The 26,788-nt window shown below is 71.6% G+C and carries 21 protein-coding genes and 1 pseudogene; 4 read left to right on the top strand and 18 right to left on the bottom strand.

The features are described 5' to 3' along the window. The first annotated feature begins 177 nt into the window (after nucleotides 1-177). The gene (pdxH, locus tag ACIBBH_RS36825) at nucleotides 178-852 is read left to right on the top strand and encodes a pyridoxamine 5'-phosphate oxidase (RefSeq protein WP_399412450.1); all 675 of its coding nucleotides are present in this window, start codon (nucleotides 178-180) and stop codon (nucleotides 850-852) included. Here pdxH and ACIBBH_RS36820 read toward each other — a convergent pair. From ACIBBH_RS36820 to ACIBBH_RS36740, 17 genes are all read right to left on the bottom strand, one after another. Next, complete coding sequence (locus tag ACIBBH_RS36820) at nucleotides 842-1,462, bottom strand: TetR/AcrR family transcriptional regulator (RefSeq protein ID WP_399412356.1); 621 nt, start codon at nucleotides 1,460-1,462, stop codon at nucleotides 842-844. The genes pdxH and ACIBBH_RS36820 overlap by 11 nt on opposite strands. Beyond that, the gene (locus ACIBBH_RS36815) at nucleotides 1,450-2,184 is read right to left on the bottom strand and encodes an enoyl-CoA hydratase family protein (protein WP_399412354.1); all 735 of its coding nucleotides are present in this window, start codon (nucleotides 2,182-2,184) and stop codon (nucleotides 1,450-1,452) included. Before ACIBBH_RS36815 ends, ACIBBH_RS36820 begins: the two co-directional genes overlap by 13 nt. Next, nucleotides 2,181-3,785: a 4-coumarate--CoA ligase family protein gene (locus tag ACIBBH_RS36810; protein WP_399412352.1), complete on the bottom strand. Its 1,605-nt coding sequence runs from the start codon at nucleotides 3,783-3,785 to the stop codon at nucleotides 2,181-2,183. The genes ACIBBH_RS36815 and ACIBBH_RS36810 overlap by 4 nt, the downstream gene beginning before the upstream one ends. A 26-nt stretch (nucleotides 3,786-3,811) precedes the next feature. Beyond that, the gene (locus ACIBBH_RS36805; RefSeq protein WP_399412350.1) at nucleotides 3,812-4,972 is read right to left on the bottom strand and encodes an acyl-CoA dehydrogenase family protein; all 1,161 of its coding nucleotides are present in this window, start codon (nucleotides 4,970-4,972) and stop codon (nucleotides 3,812-3,814) included. Continuing rightward, nucleotides 4,969-6,825, bottom strand: coding sequence for a biotin carboxylase N-terminal domain-containing protein (locus tag ACIBBH_RS36800; protein ID WP_399412348.1), 1,857 nt, complete (start codon nucleotides 6,823-6,825; stop codon nucleotides 4,969-4,971). Before ACIBBH_RS36800 ends, ACIBBH_RS36805 begins: the two co-directional genes overlap by 4 nt. Before the next feature lie 10 nt (nucleotides 6,826-6,835). Beyond that, nucleotides 6,836-8,434: an acyl-CoA carboxylase subunit beta gene (locus ACIBBH_RS36795; protein WP_399412346.1), complete on the bottom strand. Its 1,599-nt coding sequence runs from the start codon at nucleotides 8,432-8,434 to the stop codon at nucleotides 6,836-6,838. Continuing rightward, nucleotides 8,431-10,134, bottom strand: coding sequence for an acyclic terpene utilization AtuA family protein (locus ACIBBH_RS36790; RefSeq protein WP_399412344.1), 1,704 nt, complete (start codon nucleotides 10,132-10,134; stop codon nucleotides 8,431-8,433). Before ACIBBH_RS36790 ends, ACIBBH_RS36795 begins: the two co-directional genes overlap by 4 nt. After that, nucleotides 10,131-10,934, bottom strand: coding sequence for a TIGR03084 family metal-binding protein (locus ACIBBH_RS36785; RefSeq protein WP_399412342.1), 804 nt, complete (start codon nucleotides 10,932-10,934; stop codon nucleotides 10,131-10,133). Before ACIBBH_RS36785 ends, ACIBBH_RS36790 begins: the two co-directional genes overlap by 4 nt. A 123-nt stretch (nucleotides 10,935-11,057) precedes the next feature. Then, complete coding sequence (locus ACIBBH_RS36780) at nucleotides 11,058-12,455, bottom strand: glycosyltransferase (RefSeq protein WP_399412340.1); 1,398 nt, start codon at nucleotides 12,453-12,455, stop codon at nucleotides 11,058-11,060. Then, the gene (locus ACIBBH_RS36775) at nucleotides 12,452-12,628 is read right to left on the bottom strand and encodes a hypothetical protein (RefSeq protein WP_399412338.1); all 177 of its coding nucleotides are present in this window, start codon (nucleotides 12,626-12,628) and stop codon (nucleotides 12,452-12,454) included. The genes ACIBBH_RS36780 and ACIBBH_RS36775 overlap by 4 nt, the downstream gene beginning before the upstream one ends. 159 nt (nucleotides 12,629-12,787) lie before the next feature. Beyond that, the gene (locus ACIBBH_RS36770) at nucleotides 12,788-12,982 is read right to left on the bottom strand and encodes a hypothetical protein (protein ID WP_399412336.1); all 195 of its coding nucleotides are present in this window, start codon (nucleotides 12,980-12,982) and stop codon (nucleotides 12,788-12,790) included. Nucleotides 12,983-13,020: 38 nt separating this feature from the next. After that, nucleotides 13,021-13,971, bottom strand: a complete 951-nt coding sequence (locus ACIBBH_RS36765) for an EamA family transporter (RefSeq protein WP_399412333.1) — start codon at nucleotides 13,969-13,971, stop codon at nucleotides 13,021-13,023. Nucleotides 13,972-14,009: 38 nt separating this feature from the next. Continuing rightward, the gene (locus ACIBBH_RS36760; RefSeq protein ID WP_399412331.1) at nucleotides 14,010-16,088 is read right to left on the bottom strand and encodes an ABC transporter ATP-binding protein; all 2,079 of its coding nucleotides are present in this window, start codon (nucleotides 16,086-16,088) and stop codon (nucleotides 14,010-14,012) included. 112 nt (nucleotides 16,089-16,200) lie between these two features. Continuing rightward, nucleotides 16,201-16,329, bottom strand: a complete 129-nt coding sequence (locus tag ACIBBH_RS36755; protein WP_399412329.1) for a hypothetical protein — start codon at nucleotides 16,327-16,329, stop codon at nucleotides 16,201-16,203. A 204-nt stretch (nucleotides 16,330-16,533) separates the two neighbouring features. Continuing rightward, nucleotides 16,534-17,655 (bottom strand): lipid II:glycine glycyltransferase FemX, encoded by a 1,122-nt coding sequence (locus ACIBBH_RS36750; RefSeq protein WP_399412327.1) that lies wholly within the window; start codon nucleotides 17,653-17,655, stop codon nucleotides 16,534-16,536. Nucleotides 17,656-17,692: 37 nt separating this feature from the next. After that, a complete protein-coding gene (locus tag ACIBBH_RS36745; RefSeq protein WP_399412325.1) occupies nucleotides 17,693-18,454 on the bottom strand; it encodes a metallophosphoesterase family protein in 762 nt (253 codons plus the stop codon). A 26-nt stretch (nucleotides 18,455-18,480) separates the two neighbouring features. Continuing rightward, nucleotides 18,481-21,279 carry an FAD-binding and (Fe-S)-binding domain-containing protein gene (locus ACIBBH_RS36740; RefSeq protein WP_399412324.1) on the bottom strand — a complete coding sequence of 933 codons (2,799 nt, stop codon included), beginning with the start codon at nucleotides 21,277-21,279 and terminating at the stop codon, nucleotides 18,481-18,483. Between the two features lie 101 nt (nucleotides 21,280-21,380). On the opposite strand from ACIBBH_RS36740, the gene serC reads away from it, so the two are divergent. Continuing rightward, nucleotides 21,381-22,499, top strand: coding sequence for a phosphoserine transaminase (gene serC, locus ACIBBH_RS36735; RefSeq protein WP_399412321.1), 1,119 nt, complete (start codon nucleotides 21,381-21,383; stop codon nucleotides 22,497-22,499). A gap of 276 nt (nucleotides 22,500-22,775) precedes the next feature. On the opposite strand, the gene ACIBBH_RS36730 is transcribed toward serC, so the two are convergent. Further along, the gene (locus ACIBBH_RS36730; RefSeq protein WP_399412319.1) at nucleotides 22,776-23,750 is read right to left on the bottom strand and encodes a WD40 repeat domain-containing protein; all 975 of its coding nucleotides are present in this window, start codon (nucleotides 23,748-23,750) and stop codon (nucleotides 22,776-22,778) included. 89 nt (nucleotides 23,751-23,839) lie between these two features. Between ACIBBH_RS36730 and ACIBBH_RS36725 the strand changes: the two genes are divergently transcribed. Continuing rightward, nucleotides 23,840-24,520 carry an SGNH/GDSL hydrolase family protein gene (locus ACIBBH_RS36725; protein WP_399412318.1) on the top strand — a complete coding sequence of 227 codons (681 nt, stop codon included), beginning with the start codon at nucleotides 23,840-23,842 and terminating at the stop codon, nucleotides 24,518-24,520. A 161-nt stretch (nucleotides 24,521-24,681) separates the two neighbouring features. Further along, nucleotides 24,682-25,171: pseudogene (locus ACIBBH_RS36720) on the top strand (Uma2 family endonuclease). Nucleotides 25,172-26,788: the final 1,617 nt, after the last annotated feature.

Here is a 26,788-nt window from a genome sequence, read left to right as displayed (position 1 = left end):
GCTCCTAGTGAGGTGTGCTTGAGGTCTGTGCGAGTGGTGCGGCACATGAGCCGCCCCGGATTCCACGTCCCAGGGGCACGATATCGGCGAGTGCCATCCTTGGGGAGACCGTACGGCACTGAGTGCCACACAGACCGTACGTGGATACGGCAAGATGACCGCGTGACCGACCGTGACGTGACCGACCGAGACACTTTCCGCGACCCCGCCGCGATGCGCAAGCAGTACCGCGCGGAGGGCCTCGACGAGCACGAGCTGGCCCCGCACCCGATGGACCAGTTCACCCGCTGGTTCGAGGACGCCGCGCAGGCGACTCTTCAGGGCACGCTCCACGAGCCGAACGCGATGGTCGTCTCCACCGCGGACGCCGCCGGCCGCCCCAGCTCACGTACGGTCCTGATGAAGCAGTACGACGCGCATGGCTTCGTCTTCTTCACCAACTACGACTCCGGCAAGGCCCGCGACCTCGCGGAGAACCCGCACGTCTCCCTGCTCTTCCCCTGGCATCCCATCGCCCGCCAGGTCATCGTCACCGGCACCGCCCGCCGCACCGGCCGTGACGAGACGGCCGCCTACTTCCGCACCCGTCCGCACGGCTCCCAGCTCGGCGCCTGGGCCAGCGCCCAGTCCTCGGTGATCGCCTCCCGCGCGGAACTGGACGCCTCGTACGCCGAGCTCAGCGCCCGCTATCCCGAGGGCGAACAGGTGCCCGTCCCGCCGAACTGGGGCGGCTTCCGCGTTGCCCCGCGGACGGTGGAGTTCTGGCAGGGGCGGGTGAACCGCCTGCACGACCGTTTGCGGTATGTGGCGGAGGCGGACGGGAGCTGGCGGGTGGAGCGGCTCAGTCCCTGAGGACCGTGTCCAGGATCTCCGCCCACTGCGCCACGACCCTCTCTCGCCGCCCGGTGTCGTCCGTGAGCAGGTTGGCCAGGCCCAGGCCCCGTGCCATGTCCAGCAGGCCCTGTACGGTCTCGCGCACGCCGGGCCGGGACTCGTCGGCGTCGAGCAGTTCCACCGCGATCCGGTGGGTCTCGCGGCCGACGCGGGCCTCGAGTTCGGTGACGCGGGGGCGGAGTTGGTCCTCGTTGGAGGCGGCGATCCAGAGGTGGAGGGCGGCGCGGAAGAGGGGGCCGGTGTAGAGGTCGACGAGGGCGGAGACGACGGCACGGCGGTTGGTGGCGCCCTGGGGGAAGAGGGCGCGCAGGGCGGTGGAGCGTTCTTCGGCGACGTATTCGACGGCGGCGGTGAAGAGGTCCTCGCGGGTGCGGAAGTGGTGCTGGGCGGCGCCGCGGGAGACGCCGGCGCGCTCGGCGACGACGGCGACCGTGGAGCCCGTCCAGCCGTGTTCGGCGAGGCAGGCCACGGCGGCCTGGAGGAGCCGTTGCCGGGTGGCCCGGCTGCGGTCCTGCTTGGGGACGCGCTCGACGCGCTCGACCGGTTCGTCTGTGGTCACAGCACCCATGAAGGATCCCGTCGTTCTAGGAAGGCCGTCATCCCCTCGCGGGCCTGCGCGGAGGAGAACAGCTGGGCCGAGAGCGCGGTGAGGTCGGCCGCGTCCCGGTCGAATGCCTCCAGCACCCTAGCCGTGAGCAGCTGTTTCGTCTCGGCCAGGCCCTGGGGCGAGGAGCGGCGCAGGCCGTCCAGGATGGGTTCCAGTACGGCGTCGACGTCGTCGCCCGCCGCCGTCAGCAGGCCGATGCGGGTCGCCTCCGTGGCGTCGAAGCGTTCGCCGGTGAGGTAGTAGCGGGCGAGGGCGCGCGGGTCGGTGCGCGGGAGCACCGGCAGGGAGATGACGGCCGGGGCCACGCCGAGCCGTACCTCCGTGAACGCGAAGTCGGCCCCGGTCGAGGCGACCGCGATGTCGCAGGCGGCCAGCAGGCCGAGGCCGCCCGCGCGGACGTGCCCGGTCACGCGGGCCACGACCGGTTTGCGGGTTTCGACGATCTGCCGGAGCAGCTGGACCAGGGCGTCCGGGTGGGGTGGATCGCGCAGGTCGGCGCCCGCGCAGAAGGTGGTGCCGGTGTGGGTGAGGACGACCGCGCGTACGCCGGTGTCCCTGGCGCAGTCGGTCAGCGCGTCGGCGAGTTCGCCGACGAGGGCGGCGGACAGGGCGTTGCGGGTGTCGGCCGAGTCGAGGCTGAGTGTCTCGGTGCCACGCGCGCGTGTACGGCCGATCAACGTCACGGCTGCTCCCTGAGTTTCCGCGGTTCCTGTCGTTCCCGTCGTTCCCGCAGTTCCCGGCGCAGGATCTTGCCGGAGGCGGCCCGGGGCACCCCGTCGGTGAAGGTGACCCGGCGGACGCGTTTGTAGGGGGCGACGCGTTCGGCGACGTACATCATGATCTCGCCCTCGGAGAGGCCGGGTGCGGTGGGCCGGCGGACGACGTACGCGTGCGGGATCTCGTTGCCCTCGTCGTTTCGGGCGCCGACGACGGCCGCGTCCGCGATGCCGGGGTGGGTCAGGAGCAGGGCTTCCAGTTCGGCGGGGGCGACCTGGAAACCCTTGTACTTGATGAGTTCCTTCACCCGGTCGACGACGAACAGCCAGCCGTCGGGGTCGACGTGTCCGACGTCTCCGGTGTGCAGCCAGGCGTCGCGGTCGATCATCGCGGCGGTGGCGTCGGGGCGGCCGAGGTAGCCCTTCATCACCTGGGGTCCCCGGATGAGGATCTCGCCGGGTTCGCCGATGCCGAGGTCCTTGCCGGGGTCGTCGAGGGAGACGATCCGCATTTCGGTGCCGGCGATGAGTTTGCCGGCCGTGCCGGGGGGCGCCTTCCGCATGGCGTCCAGGGGGACGACGTGTGTGCCGGGGGACAGTTCCGTCATGCCGTAGGCCTGCCCGACCGAGGGCAGGCCGAGGCGCTGCGCGCAGGCGGCGGCGAGCGCGGCGTCGAGGGGTGCGGCGGCGCTGATGACGTACTTGAGCGAGGACAGGTCGTAGTGGTCGACGGCCGGGTGCTTGGCCAGGGCGAGGACGATCGGCGGGGCCACGTACAGGCCGGTGATGCGGTGGGTCTGGATGGCCGCGAGGAAGGTCTCCAGTTCGAAGCGGGGCAGGACGACGACGGTGGCGCCCTTGCGCAGGGGCGCGTTCATCAGGGCGGTCAGCCCGTAGATGTGGAAGAAGGGCAGTACGGCGAGGATGCGGTCGCCGGGTCCGGCGGGGACGGCGGGTTCGAGCTGGGCGAGGTTGGTGGCGATCTGGCGGTGGGTGAGCATGACGCCCTTGGGAATGCCGGTGGTGCCGGAGGAGTACGGCAGGGCGGCGAGGTCCTCGGCGGGGTCGATGTCTACGGCGGGCTCGGGTGCGGCCGAGGCGAGCATGTCGATGAGGGAGCGGTGTCCGCTCGCGCTGTCGCAGACGAATATCTCCCCCACTCCGCCGGCTAGTTCGGCGGCCCGGCGGGCGGTCTCCAGCAGCGGTGAGACGGTGATGATCCAGCGGGCGGCGGAGTCCCGCAGCTGCTTGGCGAACTCCTCGGCCGTGGCGAGCGGGTGCACGGTGGTGACGGTGGCACCCGCGCGCGTGGCGGCGTAGAAGGCGGTGGGGAAGGCGATGGTGTTGGGGCTGTGGAGGGCGAGGACGTCGCCCTTGCGTACACCCGCGTCGGCGAGGGCGGCGGCGAGGCGCCGGTGGAAGCGGTCCACTTGTCCGTAGGTGAGTGTGGTGCCGTCGGTCCCGTCGACGAGGGCGGGCAGGTCGCCGAACTCGGCGGCGCGGCCCAGGACGGCCTCGTGGATGGGGAGTTCTACGGCCGGGACGTCTGCGTACTCGCTGCGGAACATGGTTCCTCCTCGCGCCGGGGGCGGGCTCAGTACGACTTGGGCAGGCCCAGGGTCTGGTGGGAGACGTAGTTGAGAATCATCTCCCGGCTCACCGGGGCAATACGAGCCACGCGTGCGGCCGTTATCAAGGAGGCGAGTCCGAATTCGCGGGTGAGGCCGTTCCCGCCGAGCGTGTGCACGGCTTGGTCGACCGCCTTCACGCAGGCCTCGCCCGCCGCGTACTTGGCCATGTTGGCGGCCTCGCCCGCGCCCGCGTCGTCCCCGGCGTCGTAGAGGCGGGCGGCCTTCTGCATCATCAGGCGGGCCAGTTCCAGGTCGATGTGCGCCTGCGCGAGGGGGTGGGCGATGGCCTGGTGGGCGCCGATGGGGGTCTTCCAGACGGTGCGGTCGCGGGCGTACTCGACGGCGCGGGCGAGGGCGTACCGGCCCATGCCGATCGCGAACGCGGCGGTCATGATCCGCTCGGGGTTGAGTCCGGCGAACAGCTGCAGCAGCCCCGCGTCCTCGTCCCCGACGAGTGATTCCGCGGGCAGCAGTACGTCGTCCAGGACCAGTTCGAACTGCTTCTCGGCGGTGTTCAGCTCCATGTCGATGGGGCGCCGGGTGAAGCCCTCGGCGTCGCGCGGGACGATGAACAGGCAGGGCTTGAGGCGTCCGGTACGGGCGTCCTCCGTGCGGCCGACGATCAGGACGGCGTCCGCGATGTCGACGCCGGAGACGAACACCTTGCGGCCGGTGAGCAGCCAGTCGGCGCCGTCCTTGCGGGCCGTCGTGGTGATGCGGTGGGAGTTGGAGCCGGCGTCGGGTTCGGTGATGCCGAAGGCCATCGTGCGGGTGCCGTCGGCGATTCCGGGCAGCCAGGTCTGTTTCTGTTGCTCGGTGCCGAAGCGGGCGATGACGGTTCCGCAGATGGCGGGTGACACGACGAGCATCAGCAGGGGGCATCCCGCGGCGCCGAGTTCCTCCAGGACGAGGGAGAGTTCGATGATGCCGCCGCCTCCGCCTCCGTACTGCTCGGGCAGGTTGACGCCGAGGTAGCCGAGCTTGGCTGCCTCGGACCAGAGTTCGCCGGGGTGGCCGCCGTCGGCGACGACGCGGGTGATGTAGTCGCGGCCGTAGCGCTTGCCGAGGGCGGCGACGGCGGCTCGCAGGGCCTTGTGCTCTTCGGTTTCCAGGGTGGTACTCACTGATCCTGAACCTCCTCCTGTACGACGGCGAGCAGAGCGCCGACCTCGACCTGCTGACCAGGCACGGCGTGCAGGGCCGTGAGCGTCCCCGTGACCGGTGCCGCGATCCGGTGCTGCATCTTCATCGCCTCCAGCCAGATCAGGGGTTCTCCGGCCCGTACGGCGGCTCCCTCGGTCAGGCCCTCGGTGACGCGGACGACCGTGCCGGGCATGGGGGCGAGGAGCGAGCCGGGGGCCTGGTGGGTGGTGGGGTCGGGGAAGCGGGGCAGCGCGGTGAGGGTGGTGGTGTTGACGTGGACCTGCTCGTCGCCGTAGCGGGCCACGTCGAACCTGCGCCGTACGCCGTCCACTTCGAGGACGACGGCACGCCCGTCCGCGTGCACGACCCGGGCCCCGTCCGCCGTCAGCCCCTCCCGGGTGTGCCGGTAGCGGACCTCGTGCTCCTCGCCCGCCATCAGGTAGCGCTTGGTCTGCGGCTGGGAGGGAAGGTTGCGCCAGCCGCCGAAGCGGGAACGGCCGTGGGCGTCGGCGAGGGCGGCGGCCAGGGGGGCGTACGGGTCCGGCGCGGGCGCGGTGAGGCCGGCGAGGTGGCGGTCGTAGAAGCCGGTGTCCATGCGGCCGGCGGTGAACTCCTCGTGCCGCAGGGAGCGGGCGAGGAGGTCGCGGTTGGTGACCGGGCCGTGGATCGCCGCCCGGTCCAGGGCGCCGGCGAGGGTACGGATGGCCTCCGCGCGCGTGGGGGCGTGGGCGACGACCTTGGCGAGCATCGGGTCGTAGCGGACGCCGATCGTGTCGCCGTCGGTGTAGCCGGTGTCGAGGCGGACGCCTTCGGGGACGGCGAGGCGGTGCAGGGTGCCGGTCTGCGGGGCCCAGTCGCGGGCGGGGTCCTCGGCGTAGAGGCGGGCCTCGATCGCGTGCCCGCGCGCGGGGGGCGGCTCGGGGTCCAGGGCGTGGCCCTCGGCGATCCGGATCTGCTGGGCGACCAGGTCGAGGCCGAAGACGGCCTCGGTGACGGGGTGTTCGACCTGGAGGCGGGTGTTCATCTCCAGGAAGTGGGCCTTGCCGTCGGCGACGAGGAACTCGACGGTGCCGGCGCCGGCGTAGGAGACCGATCGGGCGGCGCGGACGGCCATCTCGTACAGCTCCTCGACGAGTTTGGGAGGCAAACCCGGCGCGGGGGCCTCCTCGATGACCTTCTGGTGGCGGCGCTGGAGGGAGCAGTCGCGGGTGCCGAGCGTCCACACCGTGCCGTGCGTGTCGGCGAGGACCTGGACCTCGACGTGGCGGCCGTTCTCCACATACGGCTCGACGAAGACCTCGCCGTCCCCGAAGGCGCTCGCCGCCTCGGCACGCGCGGCGGCCAGTTCCGCGTCCAGGTCCGCCAGCCGCCGTACGACGCGCATCCCACGCCCGCCGCCGCCCGCCGCCGCCTTCACCAGCACCGGCAGGTCCGCCTCGGTGACCCGGGCCAGGGGCGGAAGGCCCAGGAGCTGCTTGGCGCGCGTCTTGGACGCCATCGCCTCGACGGCCTCCGGCGGCGGGCCGATCCACACCAGGCCGGCGTCCAGGACGGCGCGCGCGAAGTCGGCGTTCTCGGAGAGGAAGCCGTAGCCCGGGTGCACGGCGTCCGCGCCCGCCGCCACGGCGGCCTTCACGATCAGGTCGCCGCGCAGGTACGTCTCGGCGGGCGCCGCCCCCGGCAGTCGTACGGCCGTGTCGGCCACGCGCGCGTGGAGAGCGCTGTCGTCGGCGTCCGAATACACGGCGACCGTCCGGATTCCCCACTCACGGCAGGTCCGGAAGACACGGCAGGCGATCTCGCCCCGGTTGGCGACGAGCACAGAAGTGATCACTGGGGGTCCCTCACATCCGGAAGACGCCGAACCCACCGCGCGCGCCCTCGTAGGGCGCCGTGTGGATCGCGGACAGGCACAGGCCGAGGACGGTGCGGGTGTCGCGCGGGTCGATGACGCCGTCGTCGTACAGCCGCCCGGACAGGAACATCGGCAGCGACTCGGACTCGATCTGCTGCTCCACCATGGCGCGCAGGGCCGCGTCCGCGTCCTCGTCGTACGGCTGTCCCTTCGCGGCGGCCGACTGGCGGGCGACGATCGACAGCACGCCCGCGAGCTGCTGCGGGCCCATCACGGCCGACTTGGCACTGGGCCAGGCGAACAGGAAGCGCGGATCGTAGGCGCGCCCGCACATGCCGTAGTGCCCGGCACCGTAGGAGGCCCCCATCAGGACGGATAGATGGGGGACGCGGGAGTTGGAGACGGCGTTGATCATCATCGCGCCGTGCTTGATGATCCCGCCCTGCTCGTACTCCCGGCCGACCATGTAGCCGGTGGTGTTGTGCAGGAACAGCAGGGGGATGTCCCGCTGGTTGGCCAGCTGGATGAACTGGGCGGCCTTCTGCGACTCCTCGCTGAACAGCACGCCCCGCGCGTTGGCCAGGATGCCGACCGGGTAACCGTGCAGGGTGGCCCACCCGGTCGTCAGGCTCGTCCCGTACAGCGGCTTGAACTCGTCGAAGTCGGAGGCGTCGACGAGGCGGGCGACGACCTCGCGTGGGTCGAAGGGGGTCTTCAGGTCGCCCGGGACGATGCCGAGCAGTTCCTCGGGGTCGTACTCGGGCGGCTCGGCGGGCCCCGGATCCGGGTACGCCTTGCGGTGGTTGAGCCGGGCGACCACGCGCCGCGCCTGCCGCAGCGCGTCGGGCTCGTCCACGGCGAGGTAGTCCGCGAGCCCCGACACGCGCGCGTGCATCTCCGCACCGCCCAGGGACTCGTCGTCGCTCTCCTCCCCGGTCGCCATCCTCACCAGCGGCGGCCCGCCGAGGAACACCTTCGCCCGCTCCTTGACCATGATCACGTGGTCGGACATGCCGGGGATGTAGGCCCCGCCGGCGGTGGAGTTGCCGAAGACGACGGCGACGGTCGGGATCCCGGCGGCGGAGAGGCGGGTCAGATCCCGGAAGATCGCGCCCCCGGGGATGAATATCTCCTTCTGGGAGGGCAGATCGGCGCCCCCCGACTCGACGAGACTGATGCAGGGCAGCCGGTTGGCGAGCGCGATGTCATTGGCCCGCAGGGCCTTCTTCAGACTCCAGGGATTGCTGGCACCGCCGCGCACGGTCGGATCGTTGGCGGTGATCAGACACTCGACCCCCTCGACCACCCCGATGCCGGTGACGAGGGAGGCGCCCACGGCGTAGTCACTCCCCCAGGCCGCCAGCGGCGACAGCTCCAGGAACGGCGTGTCCGGGTCGAGGAGCAGTTCGATCCGCTCCCGGGCGAGCAGCTTGCCGCGCTTCCGGTGCCGCTGGACGTACTTCTCGCCGCCGCCCGCGAGCGCCTTGGCGTGCTCGGCGTCCAGGTCGGCGAGCTCGGCGAGCATGGCCTCGCGGTTCGCCGTGTAGTCGGGGCTCTTGGTGTCCAGGGCGGACGGGATGACCGTCACAGCAGGACCTCCGGGATGTCCAGGTGCCGGGAGCGCAGCCATTCGCCGAGCGCCTTGGCCTGCGGATCGAAACGGTGCTGGGCGGCGACGCCCTCGCCGAGGAGTCCCTCGACGACGAAGTTCAGGGCACGGAGGTTGGGGAGCACGTGCCGGGTGACGGGCAGGTGGCGGCTCTCGGGGATCAGCTCCCGGAACCGGTCGACCGTGAGGGTGTGCGCCAGCCACCGCCAGGCGTCGTCCGTACGCGCCCAGACCCCCACATTGGCGTTGCCGCCCTTGTCACCGCTGCGGGCTCCGGCGATGAGACCGAGGGGCGCACGCCGGGTGGCACCCGGGAGCAGAGACTCCGGGAGGGACAGCTGCGGTATGTCTTCTTCGGGTTCTGCGGGTACGAGGGTGTCGTGGGCCGGGGGTACAGGGACACGGCGACCGTCGTGGAGGACGGCCACATGGTCGACGGCACCATGGGGGACGTACACATCCTCGAAGACCCCATAAGGGGCGCCCTTCCCGGGTGGCGCGAGCATATGGAAGCCGGGGTAACTGGCGAGCGCGAGCTCGATGGCGGCTCCGCTGAGCGCCCGCCCCACGACCTTCTGGTCCGGGTCCCGCACGACGAGGCGGAGGAGGGCGCTGGCCGTCTCCTCGGTGCCGGCGTCCGGGCGGTCGGTGCGGACGAGATCCCAGCGGGCCTCGCCCGGCGGGGACTTGGCGAGCGCGTCGGCCATCTGCGCTTGCACGAGCGCGGCCTTCGCCTCGATGTCGAGCCCGGTGAGCACGAAGACGACCTCGTTGCGGAAGCCGCCGAGCCGGTTGAGGCCGACCTTGAGGGTCGGGGGCGGGGCCTCGCCGCGTACCCCGTCGATACGGACGCGGTCGGGGCCGGCCTGGGTGAGCCGTACGGTGTCCAGCCGGGCGGTGACGTCGGGTCCCGCGTACCGGGCGCCGCCCGTCTCGTACAGCAGCTGGGCGGTGACCGTGCCGATGTCGACGAAGCCGCCGGTGCCGGGGTGCTTGGTGATGACGCTGGTGCCGTCGGCGTGGATCTCGGCGAGGGGGAAACCGGGGCGGCGGAGGTCCCGGCCGCCGCTCCGGTCGTCGTCCTGGAAGAAGGCGTAGTTCCCGCCGGTGGCCTGGGCCCCGCATTCCAGCACGTGCCCGGCGACGACGGCGCCCGCGAGACGGTCGTAGTCGCCCGGCTGCCAGCCGAAGTGTGCGGCGGCGGGCCCGGTGACCAGGGCCGCGTCCGTCACCCGCCCGGTGACCACGATGTCCGCGCCCTCGCGCAGACAGGCGGCGATGCCGAACCCGCCGAGGTAGGCGTGGGCGGCGAGGCTGCCCGGGTGGCCGGCGGTGAGGTCGTCGCCTTCGACATGGGCGACGCGGGCGGGGATGCCGAGGCGGCCGGCCACGTGACGGATGGCGTCGGCGAGTCCGGCGGGGTTCAGGCCGCCCGCGTTGGTGACGATCCGTACGCCGCGCTCGTGGGCGAGGCCGAGGCAGTCCTCCAGCTGGCGCAGGAAGGTGCGGGCGTAACCGGCGGCGGGGTCCTTCAGACGGTCCCGGCCGAGGATGAGCATGGTCAGCTCGGCGAGGTAGTCGCCGGTCAGGACGTCCACCTCACCGCCGGTGAGCATCTCGCGGAGGGCGTCGAAGCGGTCGCCGTAGAAGCCGGAGAAGTTGCCTATGCGGAGGGTCACCCTGCCGTTCCCTTCGGCCGGCGGCCGGTGCCGGGCGGCCCCGCGAAGGCCTGGGCGATGTCGAGCCAGCGGTCGGCGTCCGGCCCTTCGACGTGCAGGGTGAGGTCGGCCCGGTGTGCGCGCTGGGTGACCAGGAGACAGAAGTCGAGGGCGGGACCGGTGACGCGTTGGGGGGCGTCCTGCGGCCCGTACGTCCAGGAGTCGCCCGCACCGGAGGGGGCGGTGAGTTCGACCCGGATCGCGTCGGCGGGGGGTGCGGGGAGCCCATGGACACCGAAGGCGAAGTCCCGTGCGCGCACACCGATGCGGGCCACATGCCTCAGGCGGTCGGTGGGGGTGCGGACCACACCGAGGGCGTCGGCCACGTCCTGGCCGTGGGCCCAGGTCTCCATGAGCCTGCCGGTCGCCATGGAGGCGGCGGACATCGGTGGGCCGTACCAGGGGAAACGGGTGCCGGGGGGCGCTTGGCGGAGGGCGCGGCCGAGGGCGCCGCGGCCCTCGCGCCATTTCCTCAGCAGCTCGGCGGGAGGTAGTTGTGCCCCTTCCTCCGCACCCTCGTCCACGAACGACTCCGGTGCGGCCAGGGCCTTCTCGACCAGCGCGCGGAAGCCTTTCTCGTCCGTGACCGCCAGCAGGGCGGAGTGGTCCGTCCAGGCCAGGTGGGCGATCTGGTGGGCGATGGTCCAGCGCGGTGCGGGGGTCGCGAGCGCCCACTGCTCTGGGCTCAACTCGGCTACGAGCCGGTCGAGTTCCTCGCTCTCCGCACGCAGGTCGTCGAAGACGCGTGTCGGGTCGGACATGGGGGGAGCATGGCAGCGGGACCGGAAACAATCAAGCGTGCTTGCATGAATTCCGGTAACGGCCCGAACCGCCTCGGCCACCGGTCCTTCCGGGCCGCCCGCACACCGACCCGCCGATACCCCTCAACCACTCGCAGCCAGGTCCAGTTCGACCTTCTGCCGCGTGCCCCACCCCGTCCGGTAGCACGTCGCCATGGCGTACCAGCGGACGACACGGAAGACGGTGAACGCGAAGAGCTGGGCGACGGGAGCCGCCCCGAAAGTGAGGAGCTGCGCCCAGAAGGGCTCGTCGCTCCGCCGGAAACTGAGGTAGCGGAGCGCCTGGCCGTAGCCGACCAGGACGGGGATGAGGAGCAGCTCCCACGCCCACACGCCCCGGACGGCCGGGAGGTACAGAAACAGGACGATGAAGATCACCGTGGAGAGCATCATCTGGATCCATCCGATGAGGTGGCCCCAGTAGGCGTAGTTGTTGAGGCGCAGGTACCTGAACCGCCAGAAGGTACGGATGAAGGCCCCCCGCATCCACCGGGTGTACATGCGGAAGAGCTGCGAGAAGTTGTCGGGCATCAGGGTGGTGGCGAAGGCCGTGGGCTGTTGCACCGCCTTGCCGTGCTGCAGGGCGTAGATGGTCAGCATGGAGTCGTCGGAGAACTCCACCTTCCGTCCGAGGAAGGTCTCGTTGAGGTAGCCCTCGAGGTTGTCCTCGACGACGTGGGCACGGTAGGCGGCCAGAACACCGGAGTTGACCAGGACGCCGCCCAGGGCCGACTGTGCCGAGCGGTCCACCAGTTGGCCGACGACGAACCACAGGTCGGTGAGCCGGACCAGCACGTCCCGCCAGCGCCTGCGCTCGCCCTTGCCGTTCACGTTGCCGCGCAGATTCGAGGCGAGCACGATGCCGGCCACGGACTGGATCTCCCGGTCCGCGAGGGGCTTGAGGATCTCCGCGATCGCCTGGCAGTCGAGGTTGGCATCGGAGTCGACGGTGACATAGACGTCACTGCTGATTCCGGCACGACGTGCGGCAGCCAGGGCCATGCCCTGTGCGTGGCGCTTTCCCGGCACCGGAGTGCTCTCCCAGAGCAACGGGATGCCCCGCTCCCCGCACACCCCCTCGAACCACGAGCGGACCGCGGAGTAGTCGACGGAGTTGTCGTTCTCCACGACGACGACACATTCCGGGAGGCGCGTCTGGCCGGCGATGGATGCCAGACAGACCTTGAAGGCGTTGGGGCCCTCGTTGCGGACCGGCACGGGCACGGTGACCCTCAACTCGTCGAGCAGGGACTGCTGTTCGGAAGTCACCTTCCGCGGCCGCTCACAGAAGTAGAGCACGCACTGCCACATGAGCAGCAGGAAGGCGAGTGCGTACACCGTGGCGAAATGCTGCCCGTGGCCTTGCCAGGTGCTGATGCTGGAGTAGATGTGCCGGACCAGCCAAACGGAAAGGGCCGCCACCGAGAGGGCGGCCCCAACCAGGATGCGGGTCCGGGTACGGCGTACCCGGATCGTATTCACCGCTCGGAGACCGCCTTCCCCCGCCGGAACGACGTTCGTACGAGTACGGCCCCCAGGACGACCACGAGGGCCGCCAGACCCAGCAGCCACAACTGCTGGAAAGCGATCCCTCCGATAGTGATGGCCCCGGCTCCTGTGGCGGCGAGAGAGCCGTTCCCCCCTGTGTAGTTCATCCAGCAGCCTTTCTCTGGCAGAGCGTTCTTGCCCGAAACACAGAGTCAGGCCACGGCCACGGGCGTGTCCGGCGGTTCCCTGGGCGGGTGATCAAGTTCGAGACGCATTTCGATCAGGGCCCACCGCGTGGGGAAGTCATCGCCGCCCTGCCGCGCGGCTCACACCGCCTCCACCGGCGGATAGACGGGCTGCCACATCACCGCCCGTACCGCAGCCTCTACGTCGACCAGGTCGGCCCGCGCGACATCGTCCTCGGCGGTCGCCGTAGCCGCGGCCGCAGCGACCGCCGCCGAGGTCTCCCGCAGGTCGTGGACGGGCGGCAGCACGGGCGCGCCCGGGTCCGGCCTCAGCACCCCACGCCTCCCGCACCACAGCCCTCCCAAGGGAACGCCTACCCGACCGACCCCCGCCCCGCCTGCGTCCGCACCGCCCCCATGCTCGCGGCGATGACCAGGGTGATCGCGGCAGCCTGTGTGAGGGAGAGGGTCTGGTCAAGGATCATGAAACCGGCCGTTGCCGCGATCGCCGGTTCGAGGCTCATGAGGACGGCGAAGGTGGAGGCGGGGAGGCGGCGGAGGGCGAGGAGTTCGAGGGTGTAGGGGAGGACGGAGGAGAGGATCGCGACCGCCGAGCCCAGGGCGATGGTCGTGGGGTCGAGGAGTCTGCCGCCCGACTCGGCGATGCCCACCGGCAGGCACAGCAGCGCGGCCACCGCCACGGCCAGCGCCAGCCCGTCCGCCTGCGGGAAGCGGCGGCCCGTACGGGCGCTGAAGACGATGTACGCCGCCCACATCGCCCCCGCCCCCAGCGCGAAGGCGACCCCGACGGCGTCGAGGTCGCTGAAGCCGCCACCGCCGAGCAGGAAGACGCCGAGGAGGGCCAGCCCCGCCCAGACCGCGTTGATCGCGCGGCGGGACGCCAGCACCGAGAGGGTCAGCGGGCCCAGTACCTCCAGGGTCACCGCCGGTCCCAGCGGGATCCGGGCCACCGCCTCGTAGAAGAGGCCGTTCATCGTGCCCATCGTGATGCCGAAGACGATCGCCGTCCCCCAGTCGGTGCGCGAGTGGCCGCGCAGCCGGGGGCGGCAGACCAGCAGCAGGATCAGCGCCGCCGCCAGCAGCCGCAGCGTCACCACGCCGAGCGCGCCCGCCCGGGGCATCAGGGTCACGGCGAGCGCGCCACCGAACTGCACGGAGACGCCACCCGCCAGGACCAGCCCGACCGGCCCCAGTGAGCCGGACGAGCCGAAGCGGCGGGGCCCGCCGCCGCCCGGAGTTGACCCATTGCCCCCGGTCGGAGTGGCGGGCGGGGACGACGGCGTGGCGGCGCGGGAGGTGCTCACTGGCGGTCCTGACGCTGGTACGGATCAACGATCGTGCATCACGATGTACTTCCAGGTCCAGGGTAATGGACCGTCTCGTCCCGGAACAGGGGGCGGCCATCAGGGAGGGCCGTGGGTACGGTCGCGTAGGGGTCGTGCGCGGGCACCGGCTCGTACACAGGCTCGGGCCAGACCGCGGCAGCGGCACAAGCGGCGGAGGCAGCGCTCGCGTCATAGCCGTATCCCGCCTCCGCTTCCGTCCCCGACCCCGCTCCCGTCCCGTACTCCTGCCCGTGCGCGCAGGAGCCCTGGCCGGTCTCGAACGACAACGGCAACCGCAGCTCCCCGGTGTCCATCACCGCGTTGTTCTGCGACCGGTGCAGCCGCGCATACGCCCCTCCCCACGCCAGCAGCTCCTCGTGCCGACCGGTCTCCACGATGCGGCCCCGGTCGACGACCAGGATGCGGTCGGCGTCGGGGGCGAGGTTGAGGTCGTGGGTGATCATGATGGTCGTGCGGCCGGTCATCAGGCGGCGCAGGGGCTTGACCACGCGGCGGGCGGCCATGGCGTCGAGGCCGGTCGTGGGTTCGTCGAGGACCAGGACCGGTGCGTCGCGCAGGATCGCGCGGGCGATCGCCAGGCGCTGGAGCTGGCCGCCGGACAGTCGGGCGGAGTTGGGATCGACCTTGGTGTCGTAGCCGTCGGGGAGGCGGATGACGAACTCGTGGGCGTCGGCCGCCCGCGCCGCCTCCTCGATCGCGTGGTCGCTGGCGCCGGGGCGGCCGCAGGCGATGTTCGCGCGGACCGTGTCGTGCAGGACCAGGGTCTCCTGGGGGAGCAGGGTCACGTACTCGCGCAGGCGGGACAGGGGGTAGTCGCGGAGCGGGGCGCCGTCCAGGAGCAGCTCGCCGGCATCCGGGTCGTAGAAGCGGAGGAGGAGTTTGGAGACCGTGGACTTGCCGGCGCCGCTCGGGCCGGTGATGATCACCAGTTCGCCCGGGCTGACCATGAAGGAGAGGTCCTTCAGGGCGGCCTTCTCCGTGCCCGGGTAGCCGAAGGAGACGTTCCGGACCTCGACGGTGCCGTCGGGGCGGCCGGGCTCCGTGCCGGGGCGAGGATCGGTGACCGACGGCCTCACGTCGAGGATCTCGATGAGCCGCTCGGCGCCCGCGGTGGCCGCCGTGACCGTGAGGCCGAGCTGGGCCAGGCCGCGTACGGGCGGGTAGAGGTAGCCGAGGAAGGCGGCGAAGGCGAGGAGCTGGCCGAGGGTCATGCGGCCGGTGGATATCTCCCAGGCGCCGATGCCGATCACAGCGAGGACGCAGACGGTCTCGATGACCTGCACCAGCTGCTCGTAGGCCTCGTTCAGGCGGGTCGAGCGGACCGAGGCGCGGAACCAGGCCGTCGCCTCCTCGTTCAGGCGGCGCCGCTCCGCGTCCCGGCGGTCGTAGGCCTGGGTGAGCACGATGTTGCCGAGCGACTCCTCGACCACCGACGTGATCGCGCCGTCGGCGACCCGGCCCTCGCGTGAGACGTCCTTGATGGCGCCGGAGAAGCGGCGGGCCGCCAGCCAGAAGAGGGGGGCGAGGACGAAGGTGGCGGTGGCCAGATCCCAGCGCAGCCAGAACGCGGCGGCCGCGTAGAACAGGGCGGAGAAGGCCGCCGAGGCGGCGCCGACCAGCCCCGACACGACCATCGTCTCGATCGCCTCGACGTCGCTGGTCAGGCGGGAGAGCAGGTCGCCCTGGCGGTGGCGCTGGAAGAAGTGGGGCGGCAACTGCTGCACATGGTCGAAGACGTGCTCGCGCAGCCGCATCACGAAGCGTTCGGTCGTCCAGGCGGCGAGGGAGTTGCCCGCGTACGCGACGACCGCGCCGACGACGGCTGTGCCCAGCCACTTGACGGCCGGGGACCAGAACGCGCTCAGCGACCCCTTCTGCAGGGCGTGGTCGGTGAGGTCGCCGAACAGCAGGATGACCTCGGTCTCGGCGAGCGCGGCGAGCACCGTGCACACCCAGACGATCAGCAGCCGGCGGCGCAGACCTCTGGCCAGCGGCCAGAAACGGCGGAATGCGGTGCGGGCGGGAATGGTGGGGGTGTCCTCGTATTCGAGTTCGTCGCCCTCATCCACATCCATTCAAATTCCCTTCCGCTTTCCGTGGCCACAATTCTCCGAATCGAGAAAGGGGGTCGACGGTGCACCATCGACCCCCTTTTTCTTTATCGCTCCATCAGCCGGACAGGCCGGTTCAGCGGTGCTGGCCGGGCAGCGGCTTGGGGGCCGGCGCCTGGTGGTGCTTCCTCTTGGGCTTCGGCTTGGGCGGGGGCGGCAGCTGCTTCGACTTCGGGGGCAGCGGGGCGAGCTTCTTGAGGCTCATTTCCGACTCCTTTGTGTCGCACTGTACTCGAGGTGCTGAATTCCGCGTCCGGATTCCGCGTCCGGATTCCGACACCGAGAAACCTACACGCTTCCCATGTTCCGGAGAGGCAAAAATGGCAAAGGAGCGCTGTGAATTCCCTGGGAGAAGCTGGGAGTTGCTTTGAGAAACCGGGGGTTTCTTGGAAAAGCCTGAGAACGGCCCTCAGCGTCGGGCCATGTAGACGTCAAGTGCCTTGTGCAGCAGCCGGTTCAGCGGGAAATCCCACTCGCCCAGGTACTCCACGGCCTCGCCGCCCGCCCCGACCTTGAAGCGGAGCAGGCCGAGGAGGTGGTCGGACTCCTCCAGGGTGTCGGTGATGCCCCGGAAGTCGTAGACGGCGGCTCCGAGTTCGTGGGCGTCGGTCATCATGCGCCACTGCATCGCGTTGCTGGGCTGCGTCTCGCGCTTGCGGCTGGTGGAGGCGCCGTAGGAGTACCAGACGTGGGTGCCGACGGTGATCATGGTGGCGGCGGCGAGGAGGTCGCCCTCGTGCTGGGCGAGGTAGAGCCGCATGCGGTCGGGGTGTTCGGCGGTGAGCGCGGTCCACATGCGCTGGAAGTAGGGCAGCGGGCGCGGGACGAAGCGGTCGCGTTCGGCGGTCTCGGCGTACAGCGTGTGGAAGGCGGGCAGGTCCTCGTAGCCGCCGCGCACGACCTTCACGCCGGCCTTCTCCGCCTTCTTGATGTTGCGCCGCCACTGCTGGTTCAGGCCCCGGTGGATGTCCTCCAGCGAGCGCCCGCCGAAGGGGACTTGGCAGACGTACCGGGGCTGCCCGGCCGCGAAGCCGTCCTCACCGCCCGGCTCGGTCTGCCGCCAGCCCATACGGCGCAGCCGTTCCGCGAGGTCCAAGGCGGCCGGCTCGCACGCCGTCGCCTCCGCGTCCCGCAGTCTTCGCGCCTCCGGGTCGGCGATCGCCGCCTTCACCGCGTCCGCGTTCCAGCGGCGTACGACGACGGGCGGGCCCATCTTCACCGAGAAGGCCCCCCGCCCCTTCAGATACGCCGGCAGCGGGTCCAGCCAGCGTTCCAGGTCGGGCGCGTGCCAGTCGATGACCGGGCCCTCCGGCAGGTACGCCAGATACCGCTTCAGCTTCGGCAGCGGCCGCAGCAGCACCAGCCCCACCCCGGCGATCCGCCCCTCCGCGTCGAACCAACCCAGGCTCTCCGCCTGCCAGTCGGGCTTCACGTCACCCCAGGACGGGAGCTGCATGTGGCTCACCGACGGGCGGGTCGCTACGAACGCCAGGTGCTCCGCACGGGTGATCGGCCGAAGGGTGAGGGTCATGCGCGGCTCCTTCGAGGGGGTGGCTGATCGCGTCAGCCTACGAAGCCGTCCTGCCGTCCCGTGGCCCCCACGCCCGCAATACCTCCGCGTCCGTCGCACGGGCGTGCAGGAAGTAGTCGGCCCACTCCGTGATGCCGGGGTAGTGGCACTCCGCGACCAGACGGGCGACGGCCGCCGGTACGTCGTACGGCGTCACCCGCAGGTCGGTCCCCGGCCCGAGCAGACACCAGTGGGCGCCCGCGCGGCCGTACGGCATGCCGACGCTGCCCGGGTTGACGACCAGGCGGCCGTGGGCGAGGCGGACGTACGGCATGTGGGTGTGGCCGCACACCACCGTGCGCACGTCGGCGTCCAGGCCCGCGAAGACCTCCTCCCACCGGTCGAGCCGGGAGTCGACCAGGACGATCTCCTCGTCGTCGCGGGGCGTGGCGTGGCAGAACAGGACCTTGCCGAAGCCCCGGACGTCGAGGGTGAGCGTGGTGGGGAGGGCGGCCAGGAAGTCCACCTGCTCCGCACGGAGCCGGCCGGCCGCGAACGGGCCGATCGGGTCGGGGATCTCCTCCCGGTCGCCCCGCCGGTACTCGACCAGTTCGCGGTCGGCGTTGCCCGCAACCCACAGCACCCGTTCGCCCTGCTCCCGCAGCAGCTCGATCACCTCGGCCGGCTGCGGACCGGCCGCGATGTCCCCGGTCAGCACGATGCGGTCGGCGGCGGCCACCTCGGGCTCGGCGAGGACGGCTTCCAGAGCGGGGAGGACGCCGTGGATGTCGGAGAGGACGGCTACGCGGTCGAGAGGCATGCGAGCATCCTCGTGCACCGGCCGGCTCAACTCCCGTCCTTTTCAACCGCCTCCAGGGCTTCGGCCAGCACCTCCGCCAGATGCCGCCCCCGCACTCCGCCCAGCTGCTCCAGCTGTGTACGGCACGAGAAGCCGTCCGCCAGCACCACCGCGTCCTCCGGCGCCTGCCGTACCGACGGCAGCAGCTGTTCCTCCGCGCACGCCTTCGACACCTCGAAGTGGCCTTTCTCGAAGCCGAAGTTGCCCGCGAGCCCGCAGCAGCCGCCACTCAGTTCGCCGGTCAGGCCCGCTGCCGCGCGCAGCCGGCGGTCGGGGCGGTCGCCGAGGACCGCGTGCTGGTGGCAGTGGGTCTGGCCGACGGCCGGGCGGTTCACGGGCGGCGGGGTCCAGTCGGGGGCGTACCGCTCCAGCGCCTCCGCGAAGGTGACGACCGCCGACGCCAGCCGGGCCGCGCGCGGGTCGTCGTGCAGCAGCTCGGGCAGGTCACCGCGGAGGGCGGCGGCGCAGCTGGGCTCCAGGACGACGACGGGGGCCGAGGCCCGCAGGACCGGGTCCATCAGGTCGAGGGTGCGGCGCATGACCCTGCGGGCGTGGTCGAGCTGGCCGGTGGAGACGTACGTCAGCCCGCAGCAGCCCCGCGGAGCCGGCGCCACCCTGAGCCCGGCCGCCTCCAGCACGCGTACGGCCGCCCGGCCCACGGAGGGCGAGAGGTGCTCGGTGAAGGTGTCCGGCCACAGGGCGACGAGAGGTCCGGTGCCGGTGACCCCGCCCTTGCGAAGCCTCCACCACCGGCTGAACGTCTCCCCCGCCACCGGCGGAATCCCCCGCTCGGCCGCGATCCCGCCCAGCAGCCGGGCCACCCGCGCGAGGGGCCGTACCCCGACGAGGGCGTTGAGCAGCGGCGCGGTGCGCGTCCGGGCGGCCCAGCGCAGCCACAGCGGCAGCCGGCCCATCGTGTAGTGGGCGGCCGGGCGGCGCCGCCCCCGGTAGTGGTGGTGCAGGAACTCCGCCTTGTACGTGGCCATGTCCACCTCGACCGGGCAGTCGGAGCGGCAGCCCTTGCAGGACAGGCACAGGTCCAGCGCGTCCCGGACCTCGGTGGAGCGCCATCCGTCGGTGACCAGCTCGCCCGCGAGCATCTCGTGCAGCAGCCGGGCCCGCCCGCGCGTGGAGTGCGCCTCCTCGCCGGTCGCCCGGAACGACGGGCACATGACGGCGGGGCCCGACGTCACCGTCGTACGGCACTTCGCCACCCCGACGCACCGGCGCACCGCGGCGGTGAAGTCGCCGCCGTCGGCCGGGTAGCCGAAGGCCACGTCGACGGGGCGGCGCGGCAGGGGGGAGAAGCGGAGGTTGGTGTCCAGCGGTGCCGGGCGGACCAGCATGCCCGGGTTGAGCAGGTCGTCGGGGTCCCAGATGCCCTTGGCGCGCTGGAAGAGGGCCACCAGTTCGTCGCCGTACATGCGGGGCAGCAGCTCGGCGCGGGCCTGCCCGTCGCCGTGCTCCCCGGACAGCGAGCCGCCGTGGCTCACCACCAGGCCGGCGAGCTCCTCGGAGAAACGGCGGAAACGGCCGATGCCCGCCTCGGTGAGCAGGTCGAAGTCGATACGGACGTGGATGCAGCCGTCCCCGAAGTGGCCGTACGGCGTGCCGCGCAGGCCGTGGGCGGACAGCAGGGTCCGGAAGTCGCGCAGGTAGGCGCCGAGCCGGGCGGGCGGTACCGCGCAGTCCTCCCAGCCGGGCCAGGCCTCGCTGCCGTCAGGCATCCGGGTGGCCGTGCCGGACGCGTCCTCGCGGATGCGCCACAGGGCCCGCTGGGCGGCGTCCTCGGTCACCACGAGGGCGTCCACGACGTCGGCGGCGCGGACGATCGCCTCCGCACGCGCGCGTGCCTCCTGCGGCGTCCCGCCGCCGGTCTCCACGAACAGCCAGGCGGCGCCCCCGGGCAGCCCGGCCGCACTCGGCACCAGGTCGGCGGCCATGCCCTCCACGGTCAGCGGGCGGTGCGGCAGCAGGCCGGCGGCGGCGTCCGCGGCGGCGCTCTCGCCGGCGTAACCCAGTACGGCGAGCGCACGCGCGCGTGGTGCCTCGACCAGCCGGACGACCGCCTCCGTGAGCACGCCGAGCGTCCCCTCCGAGCCGCAGAAGGAGCGGGCGACGTCGGCACCCTTCTCGGGGAGCAGGGCGTCCAGCGCGTACCCGGAGATACGGCGGGGCAGCTCCGGGAAGCCGGTGCGCAGGCGGGCCAGCTCCCCCTCCACCAGGGCGCGCAGGCCGTCCGGCGCCCCGGACCAGCCCTTGCCGAGCCGCAGCCGCTGCCCGCGCGCCGTGAGTACGTCCAGTTCCCGGACGCTGTCCGCCGTGGTCCCCCAGGCCACCGAGTGCGAGCCGCACGAGTTGTTGCCGATCATCCCGCCGAGCGTGCACCGGCTGTGGGTGGAGGGATCCGGGCCGAAGCGCAGGCCGTGCGGGGCCGCCGCCTCCTGGAGCCGGTCCAGGACCAGGCCCGGCTGGACGACCGCCGTACGGGAGCCGGGGTCGAGCTCCAGCAGCCGGTTCATGTACCGGGTGAAGTCCAGCACCACGCCCGTACCCGTAGCCTGCCCCGCGATCGACGTACCCCCGCCGCGTGCCACCACCGGCACCCCGCGGGCCCGGCACACCTCGAGCACCGCCGCCACGTCGTCGGCGTCCCTGGGGGCCACCACGCCCAGCGGGATCCGCCGGTAGTTCGACGCGTCCATGGTGACCAGCGCGCGGGAGGTGACGTCGAACCCGACCTCGCCGCGGACGGCGGCACGCAGCTCCGCTTCGAGCTCTGTCATGGGACCACTCAATCAGCCCCTCGGCCCACGCCGGGAGAAACGCCGTCTCACCGGACGGACCACGTTTCGCCCAGGTTTCCCCCAGCCGCTAACCTCGCTTCGTGGCTGAGATCCAGATTCCTGCTGACATCAAGCCCGCGGACGGTCGGTTCGGCGCGGGTCCCTCCAAGGTGCGGGTGGAGGCGCTGGAGGCGCTGGCCGCCACCGGTACGTCCCTGCTCGGTACGTCCCACCGCCAGGCCCCGGTGAAGAACCTGGTCGGCCAGGTCCGTGAGGGCATCTCCGAGCTGTTCCAGCTCCCTGACGGGTACGAGGTCATCCTCGGCAACGGCGGCTCGACCGCGTTCTGGGACATCGCCACCCACGGCCTGATCGAGAACAAGTCGCAGCACCTCAGCTTCGGCGAGTTCTCCTCCAAGTTCGCCAAGGCCGCCAAGCTCGCCCCCTGGCTGGCCGAGCCCACGGTGATCTCCGCCGACCCGGGCACGCACCCGCAGGCACAGGCCGAGGCGGGCGTCGACGTGTACGCCTTCACGCACAACGAGACCTCCACCGGTGTCGCCATGCCGCTCAAGCGCGTGGCCGGTGCCGACGAGGGCGCGCTGGTGCTCGTGGACGCGACGAGCGGCGCCGGCGGCCTGCCGGTCGACATCGCCGAGACCGACGTCTACTACTTCGCCCCGCAGAAATCCTTCGCCTCCGACGGCGGGCTGTGGATCGGCGTCTTCTCCCCGGCCGCGATCGAGCGCGCCGAGCGCATCCACGCGAGCGGCCGCCACGTCCCGGAGTTCTTCTCCCTGCCGACGGCGATCGACAACTCCCGCAAGAACCAGACGTACAACACCCCGGCCCTCGCCACCGTCTTCCTGCTGAACCAGCAGTTGGAGTGGCTCAACGGCCAGGGCGGCCTCGCCTGGTCCACGGCCCGCACGAAGGACTCCTCGACCCGCCTGTACAGCTGGGCGGAGGAGTCGAAGTACGCGACCCCGTTCGTCTCCGACCCGGCCAAGCGCTCCCAGGTCATCGGCACGATCGACTTCTCCGACGAGATCGACGCGGCGGCCGTCGCCAAGGTGCTGCGCGCCAACGGCATCGTCGATACCGAGCCGTACCGCAAGCTCGGCCGCAACCAGCTGCGCATCGCCATGTTCCCGGCGGTCGACCCGGCGGACGTCGAGGCGCTGACGAAGTGCGTCGACTACGTGATCGAGAAGCTGTAGTCGCCGGCGGCACGACGACGGCACGACGTGAAGGGCGCCCGGTGATCACCGGGCGCCCTTCTCTCATGTCGCGCTGCGACTCACGGTGGGCGCTCCCCCGCCACCGGGCGCACCCCCGAAGCCGAAGCTCGCCGAACCGCCCGCGGCGAGTGACCCGTTGTGGTCGGCGTTGACGGCCGTGATCCGCGGCCCGTACAAGGGAGCGCTCTCATGGACCGCGTACCATCCAGGAGACTGAGCCCATGCTCACGTCAGGACATCCGGCCGGTGTCCGCCTCAGCCCCGGCGCCGAAGCCTGCGCAGCCCGAAGAGGGCGACGACTCCCGCGGCGACGGCGACGGCGCCGACCTTGAAGCCGTCGGTGGAGGCACCGCTGCCCCCGCTCCCGCCGGACGCGGAACTGCCGTTGCCGGAAGGAGACGTGCCGGACGAGGCGCCATCGGGGACGTCCTGCGCCTGCACGGAACTGCCGGCGCCCTCACTGCCGTACATCAGCTTGGTCCCGTCGGGCGAGTAGGTGACGGACTCGCCCTGCCCCAGCGGCATGTCCAGCCGCCCCTTGCGCTTGATCTTCCCGCTGTTCCAGTCGTAGTAGATGCCGCCGAGGTAGCCGCGTACCGCGAGCTGCCGGCCGTTGGGCGAGAAGGCCGCGTCCGTCGCCCACAGGTCGATGGTGGCGACGGGCTCGAAGATGTTGGTGCCGGAGGAGGAGAGCTTGGCCGGGCCCTCGTACAGATGTCCGCCGTCCTCCTTCTTGTCGATGATGTACACGTGCCCGGTCTTCGGGTGGACGAGGAGCGACTCGGCGTCCCGGGGTCCGTTCGCGTACTTGACGACGTACTGCGTGGCCCGGACGGTCTGGTCCTGCAGCACCTTGGGCTCGGGCAACCGGTAGATCCAGACGTAGGACCACTTGCCGCCGAAGTTGTCGCCGATGTCCCCGACGTAGATCTGGTTGCCGGGCCCGATGGAGATGGCCTCGACGTCCCGCGGCGAGCCGACGCCCTCCATGGTCACCGTGGCGACGGTCTTCCCGGTCCCGCTGTCCACGGCGTAGAGGTACGGGCCGTCGTCGCTGTCGTTGTGCGTCCAGTAGATCCCGGGGTGGAGACGGGAGGCGGCGAGGCCGCTGGACTCGGTGATCCGGGGATCCTTGATGGTGAACCCCTGGTCGCCGTCGGCGGCGGAGGCGGGCGCGGTGAGCACACCCGTGAGCAGGACCCCGGCGAGCAGGGCGAGCGATCGGCGCATGGCCCCAAGCCTGCCATCCCGCTGCGCCATTGAGGGGGCGTGGTGGGCCTCACACCCCACCGGCTCCCGTGATCGTCCATCATGAGCGGATGCTTAGGTTCATGCCCGTCGGTGACTCCATGACGATCGGCAGCGCGGGCGAGCACACATGGCGGTACCGGCTGTGGCAGCACCTGTGTGCCACGTACGGCGGCCCCTTCACGTTCGTCGGCCCACGCGAGACGCTCTACGACAAGTCGACGGACACCCCGACCTCGTACGCCTACGCCGACCCCGACTTCCCCCGCGCCCACCTGGCCGGCTGGGGCGAGGGCTGGGCCCACCTGACGCCACTGATCGGCGAGGCGGTGCGGTCCAGCCGGGCGGACGTACTGCTGGTGTCCCTGGGCCTGATCGACCTGGGTTTCTACACGAACGCCGAGCAGACGGCTCAGAACGTACGACGCTTCGTGGCGCAGGCACGGGAGGCGAAGCCGCGGGTACGGATGGTACTGCTGCCGGTGATCCCGAACATCCGGGCGGAGGCGGAGGGGGCCTTCGCGGACGAGGTGGCCCGGTTCAACGAGTTGCTGGCCAAGACGGCGGCGGACCTGGACGAGCCGACGTCGCCGCTGCTGCTGGCGTCGATCCCGGAGTCGTACGACATCCACACCGACACGTACGACGGCACCCACCCGAACGAGAGCGGGGAGCGGAAGCTGGCGGGGGCGTTCGCGGGGGCGATGCGGGAGGGGTGGGGGGTCGGGGGCGAGTACTCCTCGCAGGACTGATACTCCCCGTGTCTTTGGGCTCCTGCGTGGGGTCCTGTGCGGGCTCCTCAGAGGGCTTCTTCTTGTACTCCTTCGCGGGCTCCTTCGCGTCCTGGTGACCGTGCATATCGTTGTACTGCGCGGCTGCACTCGTACGGGGGCAGCCGAGGAGGAGCGCCACGATGACCGTCCTCGAAGACAGGATCGCGATGGCCGAGAGCGACCACACGAGCACGCTGGACGAGATGTTCGAGCGGCTCGAGAAGATGCCCGTCCCCGAGGAATACAAGGTCGAGATCGTCGAGGGGACCGTCTTCATGTCGCCACCCGGGCCACCTCAACGGGTTCGCGACCGACGTGACGGTGATGGCCGAAGGCGCCGTCAAGACGGAAGAAGGCCGCTGTCGGTACGAGGACGTCGAGTTCGTCGCCGAGGTCATCTCCAAGGGCACCGCCGCCAACGACTACGGCCCGAAGAAGAGCGCCTACGCCAAGGCCGAGGTCCCCGTGTACCTCGTGGCCGACCCCTACCAGCGCCGCTGCCACCTCTACACCCACCCCAAGGGCGACGACTACGCGACCGAGACGAAGGTGGACTTCGGCGACGACATGGACCTCACCGACACGGTGGTCGGCCGCGCCCTCAAGACGGAGGAGTTTCCCCGCGACTGAGTGGGAGCGGGTTGCGGGTTGCGGGGTCCGGGCTGAGGGCTGGGCTGTGGGTGGGGTGGGGTCCTGCGGCTGGGCTGTGGGTGGGGTGGTTGCCGTGGAGGGCGCCCGCTTCTTTGCCAGTGTCGTGATGCCGGACCCGGCGTTGAGAGCGCGGGGGCTTGGTGGGTGTTCCCTTGGGTGGGGTGTGGGGTGGGCCGGGTGTGGGGTGGGTGCTGAGGCTGGGCCCTGTTGAGATGGTTGCCGTGGGGGCCGCCCGCTTCTTTGTCAGTGTCGTGATGCCGGACCCGGCGTTGAGAGCGCGGGGGCTTGGTGGGTGTTCCCTTGGGTGGGGTGTGGGGTGGGCCGGGTGTGGGGTGGGTGCTGAGGCTGGGCCCTGTTGAGATGGTTGCCGTGGGGGCCGCCCGCTTCTTTGTCAGTGTCGTGCTTGCGCGAGCCGAGTAAAGGGCGCTTCCGCTCCGCTGCGCTGCGCTCTCGCGTCGCCTGCGGCGATGGCCCTGCGGGCCACCCTTGACTCGGCTCGCTCCAGCACGGGGGAGAAGCGTGCGGGCGGCCCGGGGAGAGCGGGGGGCCGAGGTGGGTCTTCCCCTGGGTGGGCTGCGTCGCGGGCCGGGGTGTGGGGGCGCGGTCGCGTCTCGCCTGCACGCCGGGTGGGAGTGGCGGCATGGGGGTGAGTGGGGGGTGGGGGTGGGGTGCGCGCTGGGTGGGTGGGGGCACACCGGGCGGGTTTAGCGGCTTGCGGCCGGTGGGAGGGGCGCGGTCGCGTCTCGCCTGCACGCCGGGTGGGAGTGGCGGCGATCGGTGAGTGGGGGTGGGGGTTGGGTGCGCGTCCGGCGGGTTGGGGCACGCCGGGCGGGTTTAGCGGCTTGCGGCCGGTGGGTGGGGCGCGGTCGCGTCTCGCCCGGACGCCGGGTGGGAGTGGCGGCGATCGGTGAGTGGGGGTGGGGGTTGGGCGCGCTGGATGAGAGGGGCACGCCTGGACAGCCCGGCGGCTCACGGTAAGTGGTGGATGGGCGCGCTGGATGAGAGGGGCACGCCTGGACAGCCCGGCGGCTCACGGCCGGTGGGTGGGGCTCACCAGCCACGGTCGCCGAGCAATAGGAGGATTGGGGCCGGGGCGGGACGACAAAGTGCAGGTGGGCGAGGATCGGCATGGCCCAAATCCGCCACTCACCACCTCTGTGCCGGATTTGCCGGGATTGGGGACGCCGGACCGTCCGCCAATCATCGCGGAGGCGACCTCGATCGCTCACCGCAAGCCGCCGCCCCCACCCGGCGTGCCGCCACCGCCCGCAAGCGCCATCCCCGCCGGGCGTGCCGCCACCGACCGGATGCCACCGCCACCTCCCACTGACCGCTCGCCGTTTAGCCGGCCCGGCGTGCCCCAACCCGCCCAGCGCGCACCCAGCCCCTACCCCCACTCACCCCATGCCGCCACTCCCACCGGCCGCAAGCCGCTAAACCCGCCCGGCATACCCCCACCCACCCAGCGCGCACCCAACCCCCACCCCCCACTCACCCCCATGCCGCCAAACCCACCCGGCGTGCAGGCGAGACGCGACCGCGCCCCCACACCCCGGCCCGCGACGCAGCCCACCCAAGGGAAGGCCCACCTCGGCC

Source organism: Streptomyces sp. NPDC051636 (genome assembly GCF_044453765.1).
Taxonomy (GTDB): domain Bacteria; phylum Actinomycetota; class Actinomycetes; order Streptomycetales; family Streptomycetaceae; genus Streptomyces.
Note: the sequence above shows the minus strand (reverse complement) of the source record. Positions and strands in the feature narration are given on the sequence as shown.

What these genes read in the sequence shown, in the direction of transcription:
- ACIBBH_RS36820 (WP_399412356.1), bottom strand. Translation starts at nt 1,462, where the DNA reads ATGGGTGCTGTGACCACAGACGAACCGGTCGAGCGCGTCGAGCGCGTC.
- ACIBBH_RS36810 (WP_399412352.1), bottom strand. Translation starts at nt 3,785, where the DNA reads ATGTTCCGCAGCGAGTACGCAGACGTCCCGGCCGTAGAACTCCCCATC.
- ACIBBH_RS36785 (WP_399412342.1), bottom strand. Translation starts at nt 10,934, where the DNA reads ATGTCCGACCCGACACGCGTCTTCGACGACCTGCGTGCGGAGAGCGAG.
- ACIBBH_RS36775 (WP_399412338.1), bottom strand. Translation starts at nt 12,628, where the DNA reads ATGAACTACACAGGGGGGAACGGCTCTCTCGCCGCCACAGGAGCCGGG.
- ACIBBH_RS36760 (WP_399412331.1), bottom strand. Translation starts at nt 16,088, where the DNA reads ATGGATGTGGATGAGGGCGACGAACTCGAATACGAGGACACCCCCACC.
- ACIBBH_RS36755 (WP_399412329.1), bottom strand. Translation starts at nt 16,329, where the DNA reads ATGAGCCTCAAGAAGCTCGCCCCGCTGCCCCCGAAGTCGAAGCAGCTG.
- ACIBBH_RS36750 (WP_399412327.1), bottom strand. Translation starts at nt 17,655, where the DNA reads ATGACCCTCACCCTTCGGCCGATCACCCGTGCGGAGCACCTGGCGTTC.
- ACIBBH_RS36745 (WP_399412325.1), bottom strand. Translation starts at nt 18,454, where the DNA reads ATGCCTCTCGACCGCGTAGCCGTCCTCTCCGACATCCACGGCGTCCTC.
- ACIBBH_RS36740 (WP_399412324.1), bottom strand. Translation starts at nt 21,279, where the DNA reads ATGACAGAGCTCGAAGCGGAGCTGCGTGCCGCCGTCCGCGGCGAGGTC.
- ACIBBH_RS36730 (WP_399412319.1), bottom strand. Translation starts at nt 23,750, where the DNA reads ATGCGCCGATCGCTCGCCCTGCTCGCCGGGGTCCTGCTCACGGGTGTG.
- ACIBBH_RS36725 (WP_399412318.1), top strand. Translation starts at nt 23,840, where the DNA reads ATGCTTAGGTTCATGCCCGTCGGTGACTCCATGACGATCGGCAGCGCG.